At 52.4% G+C, this 23,411-nt stretch carries 17 protein-coding genes; 9 read left to right on the top strand and 8 right to left on the bottom strand.

Annotated features, from left to right (window positions below; translation table 11 throughout):
* Positions 1–37: 37 nt before the first annotated feature.
* The 5 genes from Abin_RS14765 to Abin_RS14745 all read left to right on the top strand — a co-directional run bounded on the left by Abin_RS14765 (position 38) and on the right by Abin_RS14745 (position 4,490).
* Positions 38–1,408 (top strand): amidase, encoded by a 1,371-nt coding sequence (locus Abin_RS14765; protein ID WP_048848290.1) that lies wholly within the window; start codon positions 38–40, stop codon positions 1,406–1,408.
* Positions 1,409–1,502: 94 nt separating this feature from the next.
* On the top strand, positions 1,503–1,937 hold the full coding sequence (locus Abin_RS14760; RefSeq protein ID WP_048848288.1) for a hypothetical protein: 435 nt from the start codon (positions 1,503–1,505) through the stop codon (positions 1,935–1,937).
* A gap of 107 nt (positions 1,938–2,044) precedes the next feature.
* Positions 2,045–2,878, top strand: coding sequence for a S41 family peptidase (locus Abin_RS14755; protein WP_048848285.1), 834 nt, complete (start codon positions 2,045–2,047; stop codon positions 2,876–2,878).
* A gap of 167 nt (positions 2,879–3,045) precedes the next feature.
* On the top strand, positions 3,046–3,612 hold the full coding sequence (locus Abin_RS14750; protein WP_048848283.1) for a ferritin-like domain-containing protein: 567 nt from the start codon (positions 3,046–3,048) through the stop codon (positions 3,610–3,612).
* 113 nt (positions 3,613–3,725) lie between these two features.
* Complete coding sequence (locus tag Abin_RS14745) at positions 3,726–4,490, top strand: SDR family NAD(P)-dependent oxidoreductase (RefSeq protein WP_048848281.1); 765 nt, start codon at positions 3,726–3,728, stop codon at positions 4,488–4,490.
* 111 nt (positions 4,491–4,601) lie between these two features.
* Here the strand turns inward: Abin_RS14745 and Abin_RS14740 are convergent, their stop codons facing one another.
* From Abin_RS14740 to Abin_RS14705, 8 genes are all read right to left on the bottom strand, one after another.
* Complete coding sequence (locus tag Abin_RS14740) at positions 4,602–5,525, bottom strand: serine hydrolase (protein ID WP_084593689.1); 924 nt, start codon at positions 5,523–5,525, stop codon at positions 4,602–4,604.
* Positions 5,526–5,559: 34 nt separating this feature from the next.
* A complete protein-coding gene (locus tag Abin_RS14735) occupies positions 5,560–7,638 on the bottom strand; it encodes a S9 family peptidase (protein ID WP_048848279.1) in 2,079 nt (692 codons plus the stop codon).
* Complete coding sequence (locus Abin_RS14730) at positions 7,635–10,079, bottom strand: penicillin acylase family protein (protein WP_048848277.1); 2,445 nt, start codon at positions 10,077–10,079, stop codon at positions 7,635–7,637. Before Abin_RS14730 ends, Abin_RS14735 begins: the two co-directional genes overlap by 4 nt.
* 1 nt (position 10,080) lies before the next feature.
* Positions 10,081–11,289, bottom strand: coding sequence for an FAD-dependent oxidoreductase (locus tag Abin_RS14725; RefSeq protein WP_048848274.1), 1,209 nt, complete (start codon positions 11,287–11,289; stop codon positions 10,081–10,083).
* 165 nt (positions 11,290–11,454) lie between these two features.
* A complete protein-coding gene (locus tag Abin_RS14720; RefSeq protein WP_084593688.1) occupies positions 11,455–12,636 on the bottom strand; it encodes a serine hydrolase domain-containing protein in 1,182 nt (393 codons plus the stop codon).
* Positions 12,636–14,249, bottom strand: a complete 1,614-nt coding sequence (locus tag Abin_RS14715) for a serine hydrolase (protein WP_048848342.1) — start codon at positions 14,247–14,249, stop codon at positions 12,636–12,638. The genes Abin_RS14720 and Abin_RS14715 overlap by 1 nt, the downstream gene beginning before the upstream one ends.
* A gap of 154 nt (positions 14,250–14,403) precedes the next feature.
* Positions 14,404–17,277, bottom strand: a complete 2,874-nt coding sequence (locus Abin_RS14710; RefSeq protein WP_048848268.1) for a TonB-dependent receptor plug domain-containing protein — start codon at positions 17,275–17,277, stop codon at positions 14,404–14,406.
* Positions 17,278–17,667: 390 nt separating this feature from the next.
* Positions 17,668–18,561: a LysR family transcriptional regulator gene (locus Abin_RS14705; protein ID WP_048848266.1), complete on the bottom strand. Its 894-nt coding sequence runs from the start codon at positions 18,559–18,561 to the stop codon at positions 17,668–17,670.
* 247 nt (positions 18,562–18,808) lie between these two features.
* Between Abin_RS14705 and Abin_RS14700 the strand changes: the two genes are divergently transcribed.
* Genes Abin_RS14700 through nagB form a run of 4 tightly spaced genes read left to right on the top strand, consistent with a single transcriptional unit; the run spans position 18,809 to position 23,389 of the window.
* The gene (locus tag Abin_RS14700) at positions 18,809–20,296 is read left to right on the top strand and encodes a sodium:solute symporter (protein WP_048848264.1); all 1,488 of its coding nucleotides are present in this window, start codon (positions 18,809–18,811) and stop codon (positions 20,294–20,296) included.
* The gene (locus Abin_RS14695) at positions 20,293–21,588 is read left to right on the top strand and encodes an exo-beta-N-acetylmuramidase NamZ family protein (protein ID WP_084593687.1); all 1,296 of its coding nucleotides are present in this window, start codon (positions 20,293–20,295) and stop codon (positions 21,586–21,588) included. The genes Abin_RS14700 and Abin_RS14695 overlap by 4 nt, the downstream gene beginning before the upstream one ends.
* Positions 21,589–21,621: 33 nt before the next feature.
* The gene (locus Abin_RS14690) at positions 21,622–22,539 is read left to right on the top strand and encodes an N-acetylmuramic acid 6-phosphate etherase (RefSeq protein ID WP_048848260.1); all 918 of its coding nucleotides are present in this window, start codon (positions 21,622–21,624) and stop codon (positions 22,537–22,539) included.
* A 49-nt stretch (positions 22,540–22,588) separates the two neighbouring features.
* Positions 22,589–23,389, top strand: a complete 801-nt coding sequence (gene nagB, locus Abin_RS14685) for a glucosamine-6-phosphate deaminase (protein WP_048848258.1) — start codon at positions 22,589–22,591, stop codon at positions 23,387–23,389.
* Positions 23,390–23,411 lie beyond the last annotated feature (22 nt).

Genomic DNA, 23,411 nt, shown 5'->3' with positions numbered 1-23,411 from the left:
TCCCCTGTCTGGCCTGCCCTTGCATGGAGCCTTAGAAATGTCTGAAGCCTTCGCCCCGCTACTGCACCTGACCACTGACTTGGCCTCAGGTAAAACCACCAGCAGGGCTTTAGTAGAACAGGCAGTGGCCGCCATTGCTGCCCCTGACGGGGAAGGCCGCCGCACATTTGTTCAGACTCACGCTGAAGCCGCCCGCAAGCAGGCTGAGGCATATGATGCACAGCGCAAGGCAGGCATATCCGCCCCCCCGCTAGCGGGCATACCCATGTCCGTCAAAGATCTGTTTGATGAAGTCGGCTGCATTACCACAGCCGGGTCACGCGTGCTGGAAGATGCGCCCCGAGCGACACAGGATGCACCGGCTATCTGCAACCTGAAACAGGCTGGCCTGATTTCCATGGGCCGCACAACAATGACGGAATTTGCGTTTTCCGGTGTTGGGGTCAATCCACATACCGGCACGCCTGCTAACCCGTGGGACCGGGCGACTATGCGCATACCCGGCGGGTCTTCCTCCGGCGCGGCAATTTCCGTGACCGATGGCATGGCCGCCATCGGTATTGGCAGCGATACCGGGGGGTCATGCCGCATCCCCGCAGCGTTAACCGGCATTGTCGGTTACAAACCGACTGCCAGCCGCGTTTCAACAGACGGCATGGTCCCGCTTTCTTTCACGCTTGATTCTGTTGGCAGTCTAGGCCGCACTGTATCGTGCTGCTGGGCCGCAGACCGTGCCCTTTCTGGTCAGACTGTTCGGGCAGAAGATGCCCCGGACCCTACCGCGCTATCTGCTCCTCGCTTTGGCATGTTGCAAACATATGTTCTGGACGGAATGGATGACACGGTTGCAGCAGATTACCAGAATGCCTTACAAATACTGGAAAAATCAGGAGCAATCTTACAGGATGTAACATTTCAAGCCCTGACCACCCTCCCGGAACTGAACCGTCTGGGGGGCTTTCCTGCGCCGGAATCTCTGACATGGCATGAAAAGCTGATTGCCACCAAAGCCGATCTCTACGACCCCTTTGTTTTGAAACGAATTTTGAGAGGCAAAGAACAAAGTGCTGTTGATTACATTAACCTGATGCGCAACCGAAAATCCCTTATCACCAAAGCTCATGGTTTTTTCGATGATTTTGACGCAATTCTTCTGCCAACCGTGCCAATCATTGCACCCAGAATGGCCGATTTAACGGAAGATGAAACCTATACCCGCACCAATCTGCTTCTGCTACGCAACCCGACAGTGGCCAATTTTCTGGATGGATGCGCCATCAGTTTACCCTGTCACACACAAGGCACAGCGCCGGTTGGCCTGATGGCCATGTGCATGGGGCATCAGGACGACAAGTTGTTTGCTCTTGCAGCATGGATGGAACGAGCCCTGAAACATTACGCGTTATAATATTCCAACTTGATTATAATGAGACAAGACAAAGTATCAATTTGGCTATGACTTCGTAATCTGTTCCTCCTTCATCCGTTTTGCGAGCGCCCAGATGGTTTCTATAACCCGTAGCACAATCACCCTGTTGTCGGTTTTGACGGCAATATCAGTTTGCAGCACCGCATACGCTGACACGGACGGATGGCGGAAGTTCGACCCTGCCAACAGCTTTACCCTGCATGTTGACCCTGCTTCATCTGGCACATCGGACACAGCCATAACACTTGAAAGCACGCAGGCAACAGCGCAGCAGTTTGCTGCGGCAACGCATACTATTCCCGCAAAAGATTTTCAGGGAAAACTTGCGCTCTTAACGGGAAAAATAACAACCGATAGTTCTGCAACAGGTACCATTTTATGGATTTCAGTCAAATCAGGGGCAAAACAGGTTGGTTTTTCGAACACAGAAAGTAACCCAGTTCCGGAAAACAGCCAGAATATCCCCGCCAGACAACACTTTCCATTCCGACTGATGCAACTGAAATAAACTACGGTCTTGCGCTTAAGGGGGCAGGAAAAGCAACCGTTACTGCCTTATCCATAAATATTCAGGCGCAAACACAAGCTGTTGCCGCGACATCACCGTTGTCCGTCATGCAAGCGGCGATTACAGATATTGAAACATATTCTTATAATGCTGACAGAATTGACTGGAGCACCCAGAAACCAGCGCTTCTGTCTTTTGCACAAACAGCAAGCCAGCAGGACGTCTATCAAAAGTTACAAATAGTTCTAAAACGCCTAGGTGATTATCACAGCTTTATTATCCCGCCTTGGAAAATCACAGAATTTTTTAACAAGCCTCCCATACTCCCCACCCTCACTGCCTGTTCCGCTGACATTCAGTGCATCACACTACCATCATTCTCGTCTGATCAAGCACAAAGCAAGAGTGCTTACCAAAAAGCAGTTTTTGATGCTTTGCAGAGTTCTGGTTCTCCAAAAGGCTGGATTATCGACCTGCGACAGAACAAAGGCGGCAATATGTGGCCAATGCTTGCCAGCCTGAAACCTTTTTTAGGCGACGGCGTACTCGGGTATTTCGTCAACAATAAAGGGGAAAAATCAGCCGGGTGGAAAGCACAACCCGACAAAGCCCTTTCGCTTCCGACCGACCAAAGCCTGCTTACCGCACCGGTTGCCGTTCTCATGGGCTCGCAAACTGCGAGCTCGGGCGAGGCCGTGGCCATTGCCTTCAAGGGGCGACCGAATACCCGCTTTTTCGGCACGGCTACCGCAGGTCACGCTTCCGCCAATAGAACATTTTTCCTTCCTGACGGCGGACGTATGATGCTGACAGCCAGCATTGACGCAGATAGAACCGGAAAATTATACGGTCATAATGTCATACCAGATGAAGCCACACAGAATGATGAAGCAACCCTGACCGCCGCAACCAACTGGTTGAAACACCAGATAAGCCCTTGAGCCATAGGGGTTATAGCAAGACCCATTTTTCCTGATCTGAAGTTTACCTGCTTTTCTTCACAAGAGCGTCAAAAAAACTCTGCAACCATTCTGTCTGGCACCTGTTGTTAAAAGCGAAATGTCCTGCATAGCAGGATTAAAATTCATTTTAATCAGGATGTTCTCTCATGACCAAGACAGCAGAAAATACATTTCTGACGGATGTACAGACCCTGCGGGAACGTGCAAAAAAATCCATTGAAAAGGGAGCCCTAACCCCTGCTTATGAAGGCGATGTGCAGACTGCCATTGACCTGCTGCAAACTGTTGTCGCAACCGAACTGGTCTGCGTGTTGCGCTACACCATGCATTCGATTTCAGTCGAGGGACTGACCAGCGAAAGCATTGCAGAAGAATTTGCAACCCACGCCAAGGAAGAACGCGCCCACATGCTGGCTGCCGCCAACCGTATTGACCAGCTTGGGGGTGTGCCAAATTTTGATCCGGAAGGACTGGCAACCCGGTCAGCCAGTGAATATGGGAAGGGTGGTAATCTGGTAGAAATGGTGCGGCAGAACCTTGTTGCCGAACGTCTTGTTATTGAACATTATCGCGAATTGATCCGCTATTTTGGCGACAAAGACCCAACCACTCGTATCATGCTTGAACATATTCTGGCGGAGGAAGAAGAACACGCAACCGATATGCATGATCTTCTGGTAGCACATGAAGGCCGTCCTTTCCTGAAGGAATAAGATACTCGCCCCCGTCAGATCGCTCTGACAGGGAACTACCCATCACGAAGTGGTTTCATCCAAACAGAACCATTTTCAATATTTGATTTACAGACGAAAGGTTTGTCGGTCTCATGCCAACAGACACATCATCCGGGCGCGTACAAGGGAAAGTAACCGTGATCACAGGCGCAGCCCGTGGTATGGGACGTGCCACGGCAGAACGCTTTGCACGCGAGGGGGCAAAACTTGTCCTAAATGATCGAGATCAGCAACCACTTGATGAACTGGTTCACGCTCTGAAAAACAAAGGGGTGGAAGTAATTGGTATTGCCGGGGACGTTGCAAGTGAAGACGCTGTTAAACGGATTATGACTGAATCCGTGGCAACATTTGGACGCATTGATATTCTTGTCGCAAATGCCGGCGTTATTCCCGAAGCTGATCTTGCATCCGCCACAGTAGATTTGTGGGACCATACTATGGCTATTGATGGCCGTGGCATGTTTCTAAGTTGCAAATATGCAGCCGCTGAGATGGTAAAAGCCGGAAAAGGCGCAATCGTGTGCCTGTCTTCCATTTCTGCGTTTGCAGGTCAGAAAGGTCAGGCCGTGTATGGCCCCGCCAAATTTGTAGCCTCTGGCCTGACAAAACACCTTGCTATTGATCTCGCTGATAAAGGTGTCCGGGTGAATGCAGTCGCACCCGGGACAATCGATACCCCTGCTGTCGCTGGTATGGATAAAGAAGGTATTGATAAAGTTGTTAGCATGCACCCTCTGGGGCGTATGGGAAAACCCGAGGAAGTCGCGAACGCCATTCTGTTTCTTGCATCTGACGAAGCGTCTTTCATCACCGGGGCTGTTTTGCCAGTAGATGGTGGCTATCTAGCACAGTAATCAAACGCTACCGGGGCGCAAAACTCAAGAGACGTCATGAGTTTTGACTATGGAGACGAGGGTATCTTCGCCTCCATATAGACCTGATCTGAATCGTGAATACAGCCTGATTTAATGCGCCGAAGAATGTGAAAAATAATCGTACACTTCTTGTGAAATTATATTCAAAATCTTAACGCCTGCCGCTTCATCCGGTAGCCCCGATGTTAATACAACCAGAATATAATGAGAACCATCAGGCAACGTGATAATGGCGGCATCATTTTTCACGCCGTTTACCCAACCTGTTTTATGTGCCACGGGTGTTCCGGCAGGAAGGCCGGGAGGAATAATATCATTAAATTTCTGCCCAAGCATAATCGTAATCATGCTCTGGCTTGCCTCTTTTCCGACAATCTGACCCTGATCAAGTTTTTGCAAAAACTCTCCCAGACCACGAGCAGATACACGATTACGGATGTTTTGTGCATCTGCATCAAAATCTTCAATCATGCGACCGAAAACGATTCCATCAAGCGCCTGCTCCTTCACAACATCGCGGATAGGAAAAACGCCTAGTTTTTCAATCATCAGATTGGTTGCCAGATTACTGCTATACTGAATCATGACCCGTAGCAGTTCTGAAACTGGAACCTCTTTTCCCTGTTGAGCATACAGGGAGTCGTAAGAATCTTCCTTCTGGTCCAGTACAAATGTGCCTTTGCCAACCAAAGAATGGAAATGATTATGGACGGGGATTAGGTCTGTTGGATGAAGTGTTCCGCTTGCAAAAGCTTTGTAGGCAGCATCTAATACAAAAAGTTTGATTGTGCTGGCAGCATTAATCAGATGGTCGCAATTCTGGCAGACTTCTGGTCTTGCGCCAACGCGTGCAGCGTAGACTGCAAAAAGCCCTTTCTGTCCCAGAACGGTTTTTTCAATTTGGTGTGCAAGGGGTGCATCGGGCCTTTCTGCATGCGCTTTATAACTCACGCCCCCCAGCATGAGAATTGAACAGATCATCCCAAAATGTTTTTGAAAACGGTTTATGAGCATGATGTCTCCCTTCTCTGAAAAGCTGGTGAAAGAATTAAGGCTGACTATCCTTTAATGTGCGCGCCAAAAAAGCATTCGTCCATTGATACGCCGTCAACCAGTCCTGCATGCGTAAAAAGGCATGACGTTCATTTGGGAATGAATGCTCTTCGTAATTCACCCCTTGTTCTGACAGCATCCGCGCCAGTAGCGTTGATTGTGAAAACTCCACGTTATAATCATCATCTCCATGCACCAGCAGAACAGGAGCATGCCAGTGTGCGATATTCGCAACTGGAGACGATTGCCATTCCAGATCATGAGCGGCTTTGTTTTCAGATGGAGAAAGGCCCATCTTATCTGTACGCGTCATGTCATGCACACCGTGGAAATCTGCGCCAGACCGGAAAACATCGCTATTCCGCGCTAAAGCCAGCGCTGTCAGATACCCGCCCCAACTGCCTCCCCATATACCGATACGGTGAGGATCAACGTCAGAAAGTGTTTTTAGGTACGTCGCGCCAGCCAGCACATCACGATATTCGCTGGCTCCCGCACGACCAATCTCGGGCGCATTACGGAAGGCTTCACCATAGCCCGTGCCGCTCCGATAATTAACGGACAACACCACGTAACCTTGTTCTGCCAACGTCTGATTCATGGCGTAAGCGTTTGAATAATACCCCATACTGTTAAACGCAGCCAACATTTGACGATGAGGGCCACCATGCACGAACACTAACGCCGGGTGCTTATCACTCTGTGTTCCGGCAGGGCGAAATAGTTGACCATGTACCTTGATACCATCCGCGCTTTTAAATTGAACATCCTGTGGCGTTACAAGATGGACAGAAGACGGAAGCTGTGGGTCGACTGGTATTTTTGGGGATTGCCCCTTGGCCAGAACCACCACATGGGCGGGCTGGTTCGCGTTCGCCGCAATAACAGCAACATCATTGCCAGCAACAGCAAGATCCGTTTCCATATCTGCACTGTTGCTCAAACGGGTAGCATGCGCGCCATCTAACCCGACCTGCCATGCATGCCATTTATCAACATTCCCAGCGTTGCTTGTATAAAACAGAGCCTTTCTATCTGCTGATAGGCGATAGGACGATACTTCGGCCTGATCTGGCGTCAAACAGGTTGGGACATTCTGTCCGCCATCAATTGCAACACTGCAAACACGTAGCCACCCGCTTCCCTCCCAAGGGAAAAGAACATGGGTGTTATCTGCCCACAGAAGTCCGCTTCCCTCGGTAGACCAGAACTTTGCACCCCGCCCTGCTGAAGGCGTCCAGACGGTCCGGTTTTTTCCCGTATCCAGATTATATATCTGCAAAGACCAGAAACGGGCATCCTTGTTTTTGTGATACGTTACGGGAGTATGCGTCCGGACAAATGCCACGGCATGCCCATCGGGCGAAAATTCGGGCTGCATATCCTGCGCCAAGGCAGGGTCAAGAAAGCTTACTTTAGACTCTTTAACGCTCCAGAACCCTATAATACTGTGCGTATCGCGATCAAGCGTGAACAGCAACCGTGTCTTATCCGGTGACCATTGCAGTGAAATAATGCTTCCCCGTTGGGTCAATACAGGTTTGATTTCTTTGCCAACCGCACCAAGATACAACGTGCCTTTGCGGCTATAGGCAATCATTTTACCATCAGAGGAAAACGTCGGGTTACACCCTTCTCCCACTATGGTGTCTTTGCCTGATGCTGAAATAACATGCACTAACTGGCGTGTTTCAACAGGTTTCAGATCCGGGTTTGGGGATGGATCATCCGGATATTCCGGGTCGCCTCCCTCCACATACGCCACGGTGCTTCCATCGGGAGACAGGGCTAGTCCCCAGATATCGGTGCCATCATCCTGTGTGTAATGGGTTATCTGTTTTGGGGCAGCTCCGGCATCTGACACTAAAATATTGCGAACACCATTGCGCTTTTCAATCCACGCAAAACGCTGAACCTTCGACGCGCCAACCAGATCATTCGCAAAAGGGAGCGCCAACAATGTTTTGAGTTGCTGTGTTGCACCGGCTGCATCCAGCGTTCCGGATGAGGTCTGAGCATAAGCAGGAGCTGTTATCGCCGCAAGAAGAAACGCTGAACCAAGAAGATGTTTCATGGTGTTTTCCTTTTGGGATAAAGGACACTATGGCTGCGCGCAGCCGCCCGCACCCGTTGAGATGAAAAGACCAGAGGCTGCATGGCCCCATTCAGCCACGGCTTTAAAAAATCATCATAATGGGGGCTGTTTGGCAGGCCAGATTGACCAGGAAAATTCAGAAAAACTGAATTATCCCACGCGCCCACATCACACACCATCAGGTAACTTGCCCCACCTGTCACAGCATAAGGGTTTTTCCCTTGGGCCAAAGCATGTTCTGAAAGTTCTGGGTTATACCAACGAGCCATAACGGTATATGGGTCGCCACCGCTATGCGTTGTTTCTCCGCCAACAGGTAGAAACTGTTGCGCTATAGAAGGGGCGGTATGCAGTGGATGGCGCAACTGAAGCGTATGCAGCAAACCCCATTGCCAACGGGCAGTAAGAGGCCCCATTCGTTCGCGTGCTTCTTCCACAGCCAGTTGGAAAGCGTTTACCAGCAAATTTCTGCTGACGGAGTGGGGATCACTCCCCAGTCTTTCATCTGGTTTCTGCAAAATACCTAAAAGCACAGAGGCATTTAACGGAGCCGGTAGATCAGAGCGCAAGGCTTCTGACACTAGTGTATTATAAAAAAGCCGATTAAGGTGAGTCCACCATAGTTCATATAATGCGGCGGCAGAACTTGAAGCCTCAACGTGACCACTCCAACCCCGCAAAATGGCCGCTTCGGCGGCTAATTCAGACGGCACATCTGGTAAAGTCTGCACAACGGAGAGAGCCAGATGCGACAACGTATCATGTTGCAGTGCAATGCTTTGCGAAATTGTTGCATGGGCGGATGCTTGCAAGACTTCAGCAACACGCTGATACCGGTAGGGGTCTTTCCATTCAAAGCTGACGCGTCGCTCGGCCTGCGGGTAGTCAGCAGGCAGGTTCAGTTCGTTTGATGTACCAAACCAGCCACAGGCGGGATTGAAGCTGTTAGGAAGTGCGTCAAGCGGCTGTAACCCAGACCAGTCATAGCGCCCATCGCCCGGTGCGGGCAAAAGGCCGTCATGCCCGGTTGCGCGGGCAGGTAAGCCACCTGCTGCCTGCCACCCGATATTACCCGCGGTATCCGCATACGTGAAATTGGTTGGGCTGGTATGAAGTTTCAGTGCAGCGCGGAAACTATCCCAATCATGCGCAAGATTGATACCAATATTTGCCAATAGGCCATTGGCACCGGGATAAAGCCACGTGGCAGAGACTGCGACAGCCCTGTTTCTGTTCGCGTCAGCAGAAACCACTGGCCCATGAGTCGCATAGCGCAATGTTACACGCTGATCAGCCTCACCCCGCACTTTGATAAGGGTTTCCTCGCGCCCCATTTCTTTCCATTGACCATTATGAAAATAACGATCTGGATGATGAGGGTGTGTACGAAGAATAAACAGATCTTCCTGATCGATATGAAAATTGGTGCGCCCAAATGCAATATGTGCGTTATGCCCCTGCATGACACCGGGCATACCGGCTGAACCACCGCCTATGACGTCCAGCCCCGGTGCTGTCAGGTGAATAACATGACGGGGGCCTGGCACACTAAAACTGAGATGCGGGTCATTAGCAAGGATTGGCCGCCCGGTTGCGGTACGTGATGGCGCGATAACCCATGCGTTACTGCCTTCATTGGCACGGCGATGATCGCTATCATTTTTGGGTATTTCATCATGTAAATGCTTGGTCGGCAGTGCATCTTGAAGAACACCGAACCACCCGAGATCCTGTTCTGTAACGGCATGCACATCCAGCCCATCAGGCACTGTCAGTTTATGGGCGGGGCGCAAAGGCATTATCAGGCCATCGTAATCAAGCGCCCCTTGAGCGGCCAGACGCGCACGACGTATTTCTGCTTTTGTATTTCCCGTTGCTTCTGCTCTGATACGGATAAGATCAAGAACATCCCAGTGTAGCGGCGTATAATCAAAATCCGTAAATTCAGGCGGAAGGGAGATTGTTTTTTCAGTCAGAGTATTAATATAAGCATTTATTCCAGAAACATAGGCTTGCGCACATTCACGCACCTGTTCTGGAAGAGCCTGAAATTCGGCAGTAACGTCTCCACGAAAAAGAAATAATCTATTTGCTGTATCAGATGATACAAAATCCGGACCAAAGACTTCGGCCAGTCGCCCGGTAGCCCGCCGATAGTCAAAGTCAAGCTGCCAGAGCCGGTCACGCGCTATCAAGTAACCATTAGCAAAAAATGCGTCTGAAATTGAAGCTGCCTGTACATGCGGCACACCCCATTTGTCCTCAAATACCTCAACAGGCGCATCCAAACCGTCAAGCCCGTGAAGCGATGATACTGTTTCGGCCTGCGCTCCCTTCCGCATCCCTCCAGCCAACAGCCCAGCTGCGACCCCACCCAACAAGACATGACGACGATACAGGCGCGCGGGTGTCTGTTTCATTTTAAGTATGCATCCCTTCAACAAGATCACGAATAGTCAGGGCTGACCCAACAGAAAGCGTAAAACCAAGAGCCCCATGACCAACATTTAGCAACAGGTTTTTCCATTGGGTCGGGGCAATAATCGGCACGCCCGTTGGCGTTGCAGGGCGCATACCGGCCCATGTTGCGGCAGACGTATAAGGGCCCGCAGCCGGAAGTGTCTCGGCGGCCAGACGTTTAAGATGCTCAATACGTTCAGGGTTGATGGACGCATCAAGCGCACCGATATCCACCATGGCCGCCAACCGCAAACGATTACCCAGGCGCGCATATACCACACGGTTATCGTAATCTGTCACACTGACAGTAGGAAGAACGGCATCATCAGCCTGCACAGTCAGGCTGTATCCTTTCAGCCCATATAACGGCAAAGCAATATCCAGCGGCTTAGCCAGAGCGCGAGACGCAAGACCAGCGGCCAGCACAATCACATCTGTTTCGTGCTTTACGCCATCTATTGTTATGCGGCAGCGGTCATTCTCTCCGCCCTCAAGGCGTGCCTCACCCCGCAGCAGGCGAAACGACGGGTGTGACTGAAGTGCCGTTAGCAAAGACTGACAAAATAAATGACAATCGGCCACTTCATCATCTGGCGAGAATATGCCCCCCGCCAGACGCGGTGCAAGAGAAGCAAAGGCAGGTTCAATCCTCGCGCATTCCTGTGGCGTAAGCACTTGCTCCTGCTGGGGGTTGATTACGGCTTTTGCAGCTTTTTTGAATTTGGCTGCATTACGGTAAACAACCAGCTTTCCGGGTTGTCTCCACAAAAAACCATCAAGGCCGTCCTGCTGCCATTGATGAAGTGTTTTCTGGCTACGCAATGCAAGTTTCAGAAGGATAGACGCATTTTTCTGGTTTGTTCGGGCATTACAGGCGGCCAGAAAATCCAGAAGCCAGCGCCATTGATGCCAGTCTGGCCGCAGTTTGAGAGAAATGGGGGACCCTGCCCTGAACATCCATGACACGGCATCCAAAGGTACTCCGGCATCAGCCAATGGGCGCACATACCGGTAACTGAGCTGCCCACCATTGCCAAAGCTGGCCTGTAGGCCGACATTGTCTTCACGTTCTATCAACGTGACATCATGCCCGGCCTGTATCAGGGCATACGCGGTTGTAAGGCCGATAACGCCTCCACCTACAATCGTAATGGTCCGCTTTGCAGGCATATTAACCGTCAACCTCTTTCCCGTTATGAAGGCCCCAAAGAGTGTGATACTGTTCAATCTCAAGGCATTCTTAAGAAAAAACTAAAAAAATCCGCTCTTTCGCACTATTTTAAAAGTACCCCCACTTCATAACTTGAGGTTATGTGTGCCGTTCGTCCTGCCCCTTCAGGGCGGGGCAAGAGGCAGCCCCAATGCTTCGCCTGCTGCGGTTGCAACATCCCGACGGAGAGACACAACACTCCGGTTACTGTCAGGATGAACGCGGTTTGTCAGAATGAAAACATAACAATCATTATCAGGATCTATCCATAAAGATGTTCCCGTAAATCCGGTATGACCGAAAGAATTATGAGACAGACGGCTCCCCCGAGGCGAGGCATAGGGCGACGCAATATCCCACCCAAAGCCGCGCAGACTTTTTTGCCCGTCTGGCTGCTGGGGCGTTGTCATGCGGGTCAGCATTGCGCGGGACAAGGGGAAAGCACTTTCCCGACCAGCCCGTTTATCCAGCAACGCCTGCGCGTAACGCGCCACATCATCCGCCACGGAAAAAAGACCGGCATTCCCTGCAACGCCGCCCATACGTCGGGCTGTCGGGTCGTGCACGACACCACGCAACATCTGCCCTTTTTCATCGTATTGCGTCGGGGCGATACGATTTTGCAGGGATGCGTCTGGCAGAAAACCTGACTGCGTCATACCCAATGGCTGAAGAATGGCATGATGAGCGTATACAGCAAGGGTTTGTCCGGTGATTTTTTCAACCAGAAGACCCAAGGCAATAAAGTTAAGGTCGCTGTAAATAAAACCGCTACCCGGGGCTATTTTAGGCACGGCACGCATGACACGTTCAGCCGCTGCCGCTTTTCCCCACCAATCTGGCTGACGCGGCAAATCCGGCTGCAAACCGGAAAAATGGGTCAGTAAGAGGCGAACGGTAATAGTGGCTTTGCCTCCCACGGCAAAATCCGGCAGATAGGTAGAAACTGGCTTATCAACATCCACCAGCCCTTTTTCGACCAGTTGCATTACCGCCAAAGCCGTTATCATCGGCTTGGTCAGTGACGCCATGTCAAACACGGTGTCCCATGTCATGGCTTCACGTTGTGGTACCAGACTGCGCATACCAAACACGCCGCTATGGACGATACGACCATGCTGCCCCACGCCCCAGACGGCACCGGGGCAGTCTCCGTCCGCAATGGCTTTCTGAATACGGGCATCTGCTTTGGCAAAACCATCCTGTCGGGGCGTCATCTGACACCCCGACAAAGCGGTCTGCACCCCGGAAAGAGACGCAGCCTGAAGAAAAAACCGGCGGGGAATCATGCTGGTTTTGTACGCCATCAGTCAGAAACCTTGAGCGGATGCATATCCTGCGCATCAAAGCTGAAGTCAGAGCCGACAAGCTGCATATGAAAACCCGTCACTTTGCCGGTCACATCCCGTTCAAACTGCACATAGCTGTCGTCGCTGCTGTCTTCCTCGCGATTTTTCCATTTTGCTACAAACAGATCATGCGGCAGGGCAGAGAGAATGCCTGACAGACCATCGGCTTTACTGAAGGTCATGACGAGTGCCCCATTTTGCATCGAAACCTGAATATCGCCGCGCCACGCATCATGATAACGGCCAACGTACGATTTCAGATCCTGTTCAGAAAGCGTGATAAATGGGCGAGCGGGTGACCCCGGCCCTGTTGTTACTGCTTCCTTGTCGCTTTTATCTTTTGCCTGTTTGGCAACATCCTGCCAGTAGGCAACCCAGTCCAGACTTTTTCCTGTTGCCATAAGCGAACTCATGGTCAGTGCAATGGAATATGTCGCATGATTATCGTCATGGTTGGTCAGAACGACAAGCCCTGTGTGTTTTTCTGGCAACATGGACACATAGCTGACCATTCCGCTCACTGTGCCTGTGTGCCACACCCTTTTCAGGCCGAAAAAATCTTCCATGAACCAGCCAAAACCATAGGCTCTGAAATGACTTTGTGTTTTCGGCGCGCTATCGGGCAGCGGCAATAAAGCCTGCGGAGCCCACAGGGCGTCTCTTTGTGCAAGGCTGATAATCTGTTTTCCTTCGGGTGTTTTCCCACCATTCAACAGCATTTGCACCCAACGGTTCATCCCGTCCACGCTACACCATACCCCCCCGGCAGGGGCCATGGCTGGCGTTTTCAGGTGCGCTTTATCGGGCAGAATGCCGTCACTTCCTTGGCCGAAGGCGACATCTGCCTGCCCTTTGATTGGGCGCGTGCTTTGGCAGGCAGGCAGGCCCGCAGCATCTATCAAATGGGTCTGAACATAATTTTCCCATATCTGGCCAGATAGTTTTTCAACAAGAGTGCCGGCCACAACATAAAGAAGGTTATTATAGGCGTAATCAGCACGATAGCGACCTGTGAAGGGCATATAAGGCAAACCGGCCACGACTTCCTGCCGGGTGAAATTACTATGGGAAAACAGCATCAGGTCCCCTGCCCCCAGCCCCATGCCACTATGGTGTGTCAGTAAGTCACTCACCCGGAAATCACGTGTCACCCATGGGTCAGACACCCGGAAATCAGGCATGAGGTCAACCACACGGTCGGTCCATTTCATTTTACCCTGATCAACCAGTGTAGCCAGTGCTGTCGCTGTAAATTCCTTACTGTTGGACCCTATGGCAAAAAGGGTGCGTGTATCGACGTGTGGGCTTTTGGTTTCTTCAGCACGTCGTCCATATCCCTTTGCAAAAACAATTTTTCCGTCATGGACAACACCGACTGCAATACCCGGAACATCAAATGCTTTTTGAGCACGACTGACAACATCATCAATCTGCTGCTCTGTCAGCCCGGCAGGAAGATTTTCTGCAGCGGAGACAGGGGTGCAAAGGGTGGCCAACGCCAAAACGGCCAGAAAACCTTTTACACTACGCTGTTTGACAGAACGGTTTCCTACAGTGGGATAACAGACCATTTTCACCAAAACCCCTTGTGAATCACACATCTGTTTCCAGAAAGCATATTTGAAAACAGTCTGGTAGTGCGTGATGTTCCTAAAACCATAAAAAACCACTTAGGGGCATGCCCTGATAGAGCACACCCCCTGGATAGAAACGTACCGTCAGATATTACAGTTCAAAGCGGATACCACCCCGGAACGTGCGGCCGAGCAAGCTGCTGTAAGTGCTGTCGGCAGCAAGACCACTTTCCGGCACAAGGACTGGCTTTGAATTCGCAAGATTTGTCACGTTCAGGAACACCTGGAAATTGCCGACATCCTGATACTTGAACTTGTAGGTAAAGTTCATATCAAAATAGAAGGTACCTTTTACCTTGTTCCGATCAATCGTCGGGAAGTAAGCGTTGTAAGCAGGGCAACCTGACGTGCACTGCACATAGCTGTTTGAATAGTTACCAGCACTAATACCACGAGCAATGGCCGTTACACTGAAGTTGGGCAGGCTATAGGTTGCAGAGAAACGATAAATCCATTTTGGCGGCCCGCTTGTAATATCACCCGCAGTATTGATGGCGGGGCTAAGGCCAGAGTCAGCAACATATTTCAGGTAATTACTGGCCTGACCATGAACAATCAGCGTGCCGCCAACCTTGGGAAGAATATGGCGCATGGGCAGCACGTAAGAGGCATCAATATCAATGCCGCTGGTCGTGATCTTACTAAAGTTGAAAGGGCTTGCCTGAATGTAAAGGTCTCTGGTTCCGGTTGGGTCTTTCCCCACAGCGGAACAAAAGCTCTGCTTTCCTTCATAGCATTGGTTAACAATGTCCTGCGAATAAAACTGCTGGATAGCGTCATCAAGCTTGATGTGGAACCAGTCTACAGAAATCGAAAAACCAGGAATAAAGCGTGGCGTAATGACGGACCCAACAACTGTTGAATTGGCTTTTTCAGGCTTCAGTTTTGCATTGCCGGTTGTCATTTCCAGTACGGTATCGGTCTCCCCGTTCCATGGGTTGAGAACAGATGTTGTACGGGATGTGCCGCCCTGATACAGTTCATTGATGTTTGGCGCACGCACATCGCGGGACTGAGTGGCACGGAACAGGATATCTTTGATCGGCTGCCATGTACCGCCGACTTTCCATGTCGTCACGTAACCGGACGTAGAATAATCTGTCGCACGGGCCGCACCGTTGAAGGCAAGTCCTTTTGCCAGTGGTACTTCCGTTTCAATATAGGCTTCTTTAACGTTATACCCGCCGTTTGTTGCCCGGAAATTCCCGACTGACCAACCAGACTGATAGTCTGTAGGCACATATCCGCTTGCCCGTTCGTCTCTGTACTCACCGCCTACCGCAACGCTGACATCCCCTGCCCATGTGGCAAATGGTGTCATGGACAGGTTAACGCCGGAAACGATTTCTTCGAACTTCTGGTCACGATAGGGATTACCCAGAACGTAATCGATAGAGTCTGAAGACATTACGCCCGTGCCCAGCCAGTTGATAGGTGAGCAACCGTTCCCCGGATCAGTCAGGGAAGACCGGCAGACAATATTCCCTGATGAATTGCGAACAGCATCCGTTGCTTTGCTGATCTTTGACGTATTCATCACGTTATAAATCTGCTCGTGCGTTCGGGTAGCGCTATATTGCGCATACGCACTCCATGATGCCCGTTTGCCGAACATCTGGAAGTTACCTTCTCCCCCAAACGTGTACCGCTGCACATTGCGTCGGTTATCAATTTTTCTGTAGGGCATATCACTGGCCGTGGTGCCAACAGAAACTGACGAGACATTTTTCAGGGCATCGGCACCCAGCGCATCCACCAGATAGGCGTTATCACTGGTCAGCTTGATGGCGGACAGATATTGCGGGCCGGCGTTGTAAATATACTCGCTCTGATTATAGGCACCTTCCGCATACAGCGTCATCCAGGAGGCAACGTCATAGCTTAAGCGGCCGTAAAGGTTTTTTCGGTCACTGCCGGGCGAAAGACCAATATTTCTACCGTTATCCGCCAACTTGTAGTCACCACCAATAGAAGTTGTGGTGGTCGATAGAGAGCCGTAATTGTACTGGTTGACGCTGCCACCCTGCCCGAAATAAATTCCTTTCAACGAATTTGCGACAGACCCGGTTGACGAATTGATGATACCACCCGGAAGCGCATTATTGGTGCCACCCGGACCGCGCACAATGTAATAAGGCTGGCCATTTGAGGTCGTATAATCAGGATTTCGAATAATTCTGTTGCCGTTTTCGTTCCATTTACGGGTTACGCTGTAAATACCATCTTCATGGGCGTAATCACCGCTTAGCAGAACATGCCCTTTGTTATGCGCGAAACCAAAACCACCCGCTATGGCCGTAGAGTAATTAACGCCGTCACCATACGTAGAAATACCGGAGTCCGCATTAACCTTCAGGCCAGTGTAAGTTTTATCGAGCACAAAGTTGGTTACACCAGCCACCGCGTCTGACCCATACTGGGCAGATGCACCACCGGTAACAACGTCAACACGTTTTACAAGCTGCTGCGGCAGGGTGTTGATATCTACCAGCCCGGTGATAGTGGACGGTGCAGTGCGACGGCCATCAAGAAGGACCAGAGACCTGACTGCCCCAAGATTACGCAGGTTAAGGGCATTGATACCAGCAGACCCCGTACTCAACGCCAGACGAGAGTTTTGGGGCGTCTGGCTACCAGCAAACTGTGGCAACTGGTTTACCAGATCTGCCAGATTGTTTGTGGGGGACTGGTTGGCAATATCCCTTTGCGTCAGGGTGCTGACGGGCGTGGGAGATTTTGCATGGGGGTTGGCAATACGGCTGCCTGTAACGGTTACGACCTCGTTGTTGGCCGTCTTTTTGGCTGCTGCTTTTGCCTCTGCCTTGGTCTGCTTGTTTTTTGCTTTCGTGGCCTGTGCATCGGCAATCGGTTCAGCATGCGCCGCATCCATAAATGGCACGACGGTACCTGATGAAAGTGCCACGAAGAAAAACAAGAAACTTCGCTTTTTTGCATAGGTCATCATCAGGTTTCTTCCTACATCGTGTCGGGTTCAGCACTTTTATTCGCTTATTGAATTAATGTGCAGAAACGACGTTTTTGTGTCGATTTCAAAACCATTTGCATGTGTTAACCTTAAGTTATGCGTATCGTTGGTGTGCGCGACACGCTGACAATCTTAGATACTCGGTTTTCAGTGCTTGCCAGACAAAACACAAAATCGACTATTTGAAAAATCTCTTAAAAATAGTTTTAAAAATAGAATTGCGGCATCGTTTACGGTGTCTCTGGGGTTTGTTATATCGCGCCTGCGATAGCGTAGCCAAATCCCGCTTCTTACAAAATCGTTACTTTATGACCGCTCTAAACGATAAGATTGTTCCACAAAAAGAGGTTCTAGCGTTACATTTATGCATCAGTTTTCCGGTAGCGCTGCCAGGTCTTCCTTAATTTCTTCCTTCAGCAGCCCCAGAATATCCTGCGAAATACGTGACAAAGCATAATCCGCCCGGAACAGCACAGTGCAGGCCATCCCCAATGAGGGCTTAAGCAAAAGCGGCTTGGGCAAACCTGGGTGATGCAGGGCTGTCAGGCCATCAACAATGGCGCACCCGCCGCCAAGGCGCACCAGTTCGGCCGCCATATAATGGGTCCGTACCCTCACACCCGGCACAGCAGCTAAACCTGCCTCCTCCCACGCCATATCAAGCAGGCAGGCGGTCGGGTCATTTTCACTCAACCCTATATAACGGGCGGGGTCTATGTCCTCTAACGCCATGGGGCTTTTTGTGTTTTTCTGGTCAATCATGACCAACGGAATATCGGCAATATGACAGGCCGTCAGACCCTGCTTTTCGTAAGACCCGAAGACAATCCCCAGATCAAGTTCATGATTGAGAATGCGGGAGACAATTTCCGTACCATGTAATGTATCAATAGTCAGTTCATTACCGGGGTGCGCCGCATGATATTTCTGAATAACGCGGGGTACCAGGCTTAAGCCCAGACTTGGGACACACCCAATATTGATGGCGTGGCCATCCCGCGCATAGCGCAGATTTTCCGTCAGCCGTTTCAGGTCAGATATTTTCCCGAAAATGGTGTTGACGTGTGGCAGCATGATACGGGCTTCACGCGTTGGCACCAAACGCCCGCCTGTCCGTTCAAACAACGCGAAACCAAGCGATTGCTCCGCATAACGCAAGACCTTGCTGGCCGCAGGCTGGGAAACATGCAGCACTTCAGCCGCACGCCGCAGGGAACCCGTGGACATGATCGCATAGAACACTTCGATCTGACGCAAACGCATGACTGGCGTTTTATCCTTCCCGCTTCACACTGTTTCAGACCCTGCGCACCGTTAGCGCGGTGTCGGCAACGATGCAGACTTCAGCACGGCCTACGCCAAAAAGCCGCTGCCCTGTGATAACAGGACGTTAACATGCCACAACAAAATTGACACATGCAATGGTTCTGGCCCGGTTGTCCCTCCGGCCTCTTGTCCGCATAATCAGCGCTGCCGTTAAAGGAGAGACTGCTGTGAAGACCTGCCATCCATGACCGTGCTCGATCTGGCTGTCATGCTGGCCTATCTGGCAGGCATGCCTTTGCTGGCCGTCGCTCTTTCGGGGCGTCAGTCCTCCACCACCGCGTATCTCGAAGGCGGGCATGACCTGCCGTGGTGGGCGTTGTGCCTTTCCATGGTGGCCACTGAAACATCGACCCTGACGGTTATCAGTGTTCCGGGTATCGCCTTCGGTAGTGGCATGGTCTTTGTGGGGCTGGCTCTGGGTTATCTGCTGGGCCGTTCCATCGTCGCCTGGAAATTCCTGCCTCTTTATTGTTCCGGGCGCATGTTGAGCGCCTATGACTATCTGGGCCAACGGTTTGGCGGCCGTATGCAACGGGCCGCATCTGCCACCTTTCTGGGCACACGCGTTCTGGCAGAAGCCGTCAGGCTGTTTGCCGGCATGCTTCCCCTGACCGCAATGCTGGCAGCGGCGCATCTGACCATACCGCACACAGCCCTGCTTGTTGTCATTGTGGGTATCACGCTATTTTATACATTGTGCGGAGGCCTACGGGCCGTTGTGTGGTCAGACGCCATTCAGTTTTGCCTGTATCTGGGCGGGGCCGCCCTCTGCGCCATTCTGCTGATGCAGGATGCACCTGTGGGCGCTATGCACATTCTTCACCAGGCGGGTAAATTTGCCCTTTTTGCGCATATCTCCGCCCCGTTCAGCAGTGCTTTTACGCCGCTTGCCGCTGTTGGCGGGGGCGCGTTAATGACGTTAGCCTCCCACGGCACGGATCAGCTCATGGTGCAGCGTGTGCTGGCCGCCCGCAGCCTGAAAGAAGCCCGACTGGCCCTTATGGGAAGCGCTGTCGGGGTTGCCGCGCTGTTTTTCCTCCTGTCCGGCGTTGGGGTTTTACTGTGGCTGCACCATGGTCAGGTCTCGCTCGCGGCAACAGGTCTATCCTCGCCTGATGCGCTGTTCCCCGACTATATTGTGCATGGTCTGCCGTCCGGCCTGCGTGGCTTACTGGTGGCGGCCATTCTGGCTGCGACCATGGGGTCACTTTCATCCACCCTCTCGGCCATGACAGCCGCGACAGTTGGGGACTTTCCCGCTTTCTGCGCCAGACTGGAACACATATTCAGCCTGCGTCCACTAACACTGGCCCGCGGGATTACCATAATCTGGGGGGCAATCCTTGTAGGGTGTTCGCTGCTGTTTGAGCAGGGAAGCCAGTCTGCCGTGCTGCTGGGGCTTTCCATCGCGGCCTGTAGCTATGGCCCCATGCTGGGCACCTTTCTGGTCGGTATGGCCCTTCCGAAGGCGACGTCCGCTGAACTTTTGCCCGCTTTCTGCCTGACCGTGCCGTTAATGCTGATCGTGATGATCACCTTACACCCCGGGGGCCACGCGGTGGCGTTTCCCTGGCTGGTGCTGCTGGGCATGATGCTGCTGTTTGTTTTTGCCGCCACCCTGCGCGTGGTGCGTATGCTTGTTTCCAGTCTGGCCAGAAAGCCAAACGCATGACCCATTTCAGCCGCCGCACTCTGGCATCCCATATTGGCAAAACTGCTCTCATGCTGGGTGGGGTGGCTTTTTCTGGTCGCGCGCATGCAGCGGCACTCGATCATACCAAAAACCAGAAAGCCGCTCTTTCTCCGGTCAAAACGGGGTTTGAAAGACTCCGTGACAGTGGCTACGCCCCGCTGAAAGGCCACAAGGTTGGCGTTATTGCCAACGTTGCGAGTGTGGACATCACCCTTCGTTCAATTGTGGATTGCCTGCATCAGGCCCCTACCGTGCAGCTTCAGGCTATTTTTGGGCCTGAACATGGGTTTCGGGGCTCCATGCGGGAAGGGTTTTCAGAACCCGAAATGCAGGATCCACAAACCGGCTGCACCGTATATGATATTTACGCCAAAAGTGGTGACCGCCTGAAAGCCATCCTGAAAAAATCAGGCATTACCCTGCTTCTGTTTGATGTTCAGGATACGGGCTCGCGCTTTTACACGTATATCTGGACATTGTTTGACTGCATGGCGGCCTGCGCCCAGCTTGGACTGCCGCTGCTGGTGCTTGATCGCCCCAACCCCATTTCAGGCACGCAGGCCACGGGGCCAGTCTTAGACCCAAGCGTTGCCTCCTTTGTCGGGCGTGCGCCAATTGCTCTGCGCCACGGTATGACGGTGGGCGAACTGGCAAACTTGTTCAATAGCGCCTTTATTCCCGCACTGGCAGGCAAGGCGGCATCACTGGATGTCGTGCGGATGGAAGGCTGGCAGCGCAGCATGTTTTTTGATGACACCGGCCTGACGTGGTGCCCGCCCAGCCCCAATATGCCGTCACCGTTAACAGCGTTGGTTTATCCCGGCACATGCCTGTTTGAAGGCACCAGTTTTTCAGTTGGCCGTGGCACGACCATGCCGTTCCAGTATCTGGGGAGTGAAACTGTAGATGGGCGCCGTTGGGCAGAACAGGCGACTGCCGCACAATGCGCCGGCGCCGCCTTTCGGGATGTCTGGTTCACGCCGTTGGCTGACCCCTTCAAGGGAACATTACTGCATGGGCTACACTGCGCCGTCACCAACCGAAGCGTTTTTGACCCCATAGCAACAGGTATGGCGTTGCTTGGCACGGGCCGCCGTCTGGCTGGTTCAGCCTTCTGGCGGGGCAATGGCAAGACATTTGATCAGTTAAGCGGCACCCCAACCATCCGTGCGCTGCTGGATAAAGGGGCGGATGCTCCGGCTATCGAAGCCTCTTGGGCGCAGGGCCTGACCCAGTTCCGCGCCCTGCGTCAGGCGCATCTGCTGTATTAATTCTGACAAGACGACCAACAGGATTCCCATTTCATGACCACACAGTCTTCTTCCACAAGCAGTCCCGCCAAAACGGAAACCTATGATTCCCGCTATGAAGCACTGGATGTGTGGCCTACTGGAACCATGCTGGAAGCGCTGCTGGAAAGTCAGCTAAGCGCCGTTTCTGCCGTCAAGGCCGCGCTACCGGGCATGGAGGCCGCGATTACCGCTGCCCTGCCCCGGCTGCAACGCGGCGGCCGGTTATTCTATGTTGGTGCGGGCACATCGGGCCGTATTGGCTTACAGGATGGCGTAGAGCTTATCCCGACCTATGGCTGGCCGGAAGACCGTCTGGTGCTGCTTCTGGCTGGCGGGGATGCGGCCCTGTTCCAGCCAGTAGAAGGCGCGGAAGATGATGAAGACGCAGCCCGCGCCGCCATAACCCAGCACAAGGCTGGCCCGGATGATGTTGTGATTGGTGTGGCCGCCAGCGGCGGCACCCCCTATACCTGCGCTGCACTAACCTGCGCCAGACAGGTCGGCAGCCTGACCATTGGCCTTTCCTGTAGCCCGGAGACACGCCTGTTGCGCGATGCTGAACTGGGGCTGCTGATAGAAACTGGGCCCGAGGTGGTTGCGGGCTCAACCCGCATGAAAGCCGGAACAGCACAAAAAGTCGCGTTAAACATGCTATCAACTGCGCTGATGGTTCGGTTGGGCCATACGTGGCGCGGCCAGATGGTTGATATGCGCATTGTCAATGCCAAGCTGGTCAAACGCGCCCACCGCATGGTGCAGCAGCTAACCGGCTGCACCCCGGCCGAGGCGATTACCGCACTTGAAAAAGCCGAAGGCAGCATCAAGCTGGCTGTGCTGGTGTGCTTTGGTTACGCGCCAGAGGAAGGCCGTGCGGTGCTGGCCAATAATGGAGGCAACCTTCGCACCATTCTAGCCGACACACTGCGGTGACACCGCACCCACTGCCTGATTATTCCCTGACACAGGAACAGCCCTGACCATGAAAGTTTTTCTCTGCCAAGACCGCAAGGAACTTGCGCGTCTGACAGCCGCCCTGCTGGCGGAACAGATACGCCGCAAGCCCGATTCCGTTCTGGGGCTGGCGACCGGACGCACAATGGAAGCGGTGTATGCACGGTTGGTAGAACTGCACCAGAAAGACGGGCTTGACCTGTCTGGGTGCACAACTTTCAATCTGGATGAATATGTGGGCCTGCCTGCGTCAGATGCGCGGTCATACCATGCTTACATGCAGACACACCTTTTTCACCCAGTTGGCCTTTCATCTGAACGCACGCATCTGCCCAATGGCATGGCGGAATCCCTGCATAACGAAGGGGTGGGCTATGATGCCGCAATTCAAGCAGCTGGAGGGATTGACTTGCAGTTGCTTGGTTTGGGCGAAAACGGCCATATCGGGTTTAATGAACCGCTCTCCTCGCTCGCCTCCCGCTCCCGCGCGGTTACGCTTGCGCCCGAGACACGCCAGCAAAATGCGGGGCTTTTTGACGGCAACCCGGACAGTGTTCCGCCCCGTGCTTTGACCATGGGTGTTGGCACTATTCTGGAAAGCAAATCTATTCTGCTAACTGTCTCGGGCAGCGCAAAAGCAGACATGCTCCGGCAGGTGCTTGAAGGCCCCATGACGGCCCAGATCAGCGCTTCGGCCTTGCATTTTCATAATAACTGTCTTGTTCTGGCAGATGAAGAAGCCGCAAGCCGCCTGACTATCCGCCCCAGCCTGAACCATGCCTGTCTGCATGACCCGCAATTACGTCACATTCAGACACTTCTTGCCTGAACTGAAGAAAGACTGGTTTTTC

The sequence above is a fragment of the Acetobacter indonesiensis genome, assembly GCF_000963945.1.
GTDB classification, from domain to species: Bacteria; Pseudomonadota; Alphaproteobacteria; order Acetobacterales; family Acetobacteraceae; genus Acetobacter; species Acetobacter indonesiensis.
Note: the sequence above shows the minus strand (reverse complement) of the source record. Positions and strands in the feature narration are given on the sequence as shown.

Coding starts and splice junctions, on each gene's coding strand:
- Abin_RS14715 (WP_048848342.1), bottom strand. CDS start 14,249: ATGGTCTGTTATCCCACTGTAGGAAACCGTTCTGTCAAACAGCGTAGT.
- Abin_RS14750 (WP_048848283.1), top strand. CDS start 3,046: ATGACCAAGACAGCAGAAAATACATTTCTGACGGATGTACAGACCCTG.
- Abin_RS14690 (WP_048848260.1), top strand. CDS start 21,622: ATGACCACACAGTCTTCTTCCACAAGCAGTCCCGCCAAAACGGAAACC.
- Abin_RS14705 (WP_048848266.1), bottom strand. CDS start 18,561: ATGCGTTTGCGTCAGATCGAAGTGTTCTATGCGATCATGTCCACGGGT.
- Abin_RS14700 (WP_048848264.1), top strand. CDS start 18,809: ATGACCGTGCTCGATCTGGCTGTCATGCTGGCCTATCTGGCAGGCATG.
- Abin_RS14745 (WP_048848281.1), top strand. CDS start 3,726: ATGCCAACAGACACATCATCCGGGCGCGTACAAGGGAAAGTAACCGTG.
- Abin_RS14730 (WP_048848277.1), bottom strand. CDS start 10,079: ATGAAACAGACACCCGCGCGCCTGTATCGTCGTCATGTCTTGTTGGGT.
- Abin_RS14695 (WP_084593687.1), top strand. CDS start 20,293: ATGACCCATTTCAGCCGCCGCACTCTGGCATCCCATATTGGCAAAACT.
- nagB (WP_048848258.1), top strand. CDS start 22,589: ATGAAAGTTTTTCTCTGCCAAGACCGCAAGGAACTTGCGCGTCTGACA.
- Abin_RS14710 (WP_048848268.1), bottom strand. CDS start 17,277: ATGATGACCTATGCAAAAAAGCGAAGTTTCTTGTTTTTCTTCGTGGCA.
- Abin_RS14735 (WP_048848279.1), bottom strand. CDS start 7,638: ATGAAACATCTTCTTGGTTCAGCGTTTCTTCTTGCGGCGATAACAGCT.
- Abin_RS14720 (WP_084593688.1), bottom strand. CDS start 12,636: ATGGCGTACAAAACCAGCATGATTCCCCGCCGGTTTTTTCTTCAGGCT.
- Abin_RS14740 (WP_084593689.1), bottom strand. CDS start 5,525: ATGCTCATAAACCGTTTTCAAAAACATTTTGGGATGATCTGTTCAATT.
- Abin_RS14755 (WP_048848285.1), top strand. CDS start 2,045: ATGCAAGCGGCGATTACAGATATTGAAACATATTCTTATAATGCTGAC.
- Abin_RS14765 (WP_048848290.1), top strand. CDS start 38: ATGTCTGAAGCCTTCGCCCCGCTACTGCACCTGACCACTGACTTGGCC.
- Abin_RS14760 (WP_048848288.1), top strand. CDS start 1,503: ATGGTTTCTATAACCCGTAGCACAATCACCCTGTTGTCGGTTTTGACG.
- Abin_RS14725 (WP_048848274.1), bottom strand. CDS start 11,289: ATGCCTGCAAAGCGGACCATTACGATTGTAGGTGGAGGCGTTATCGGC.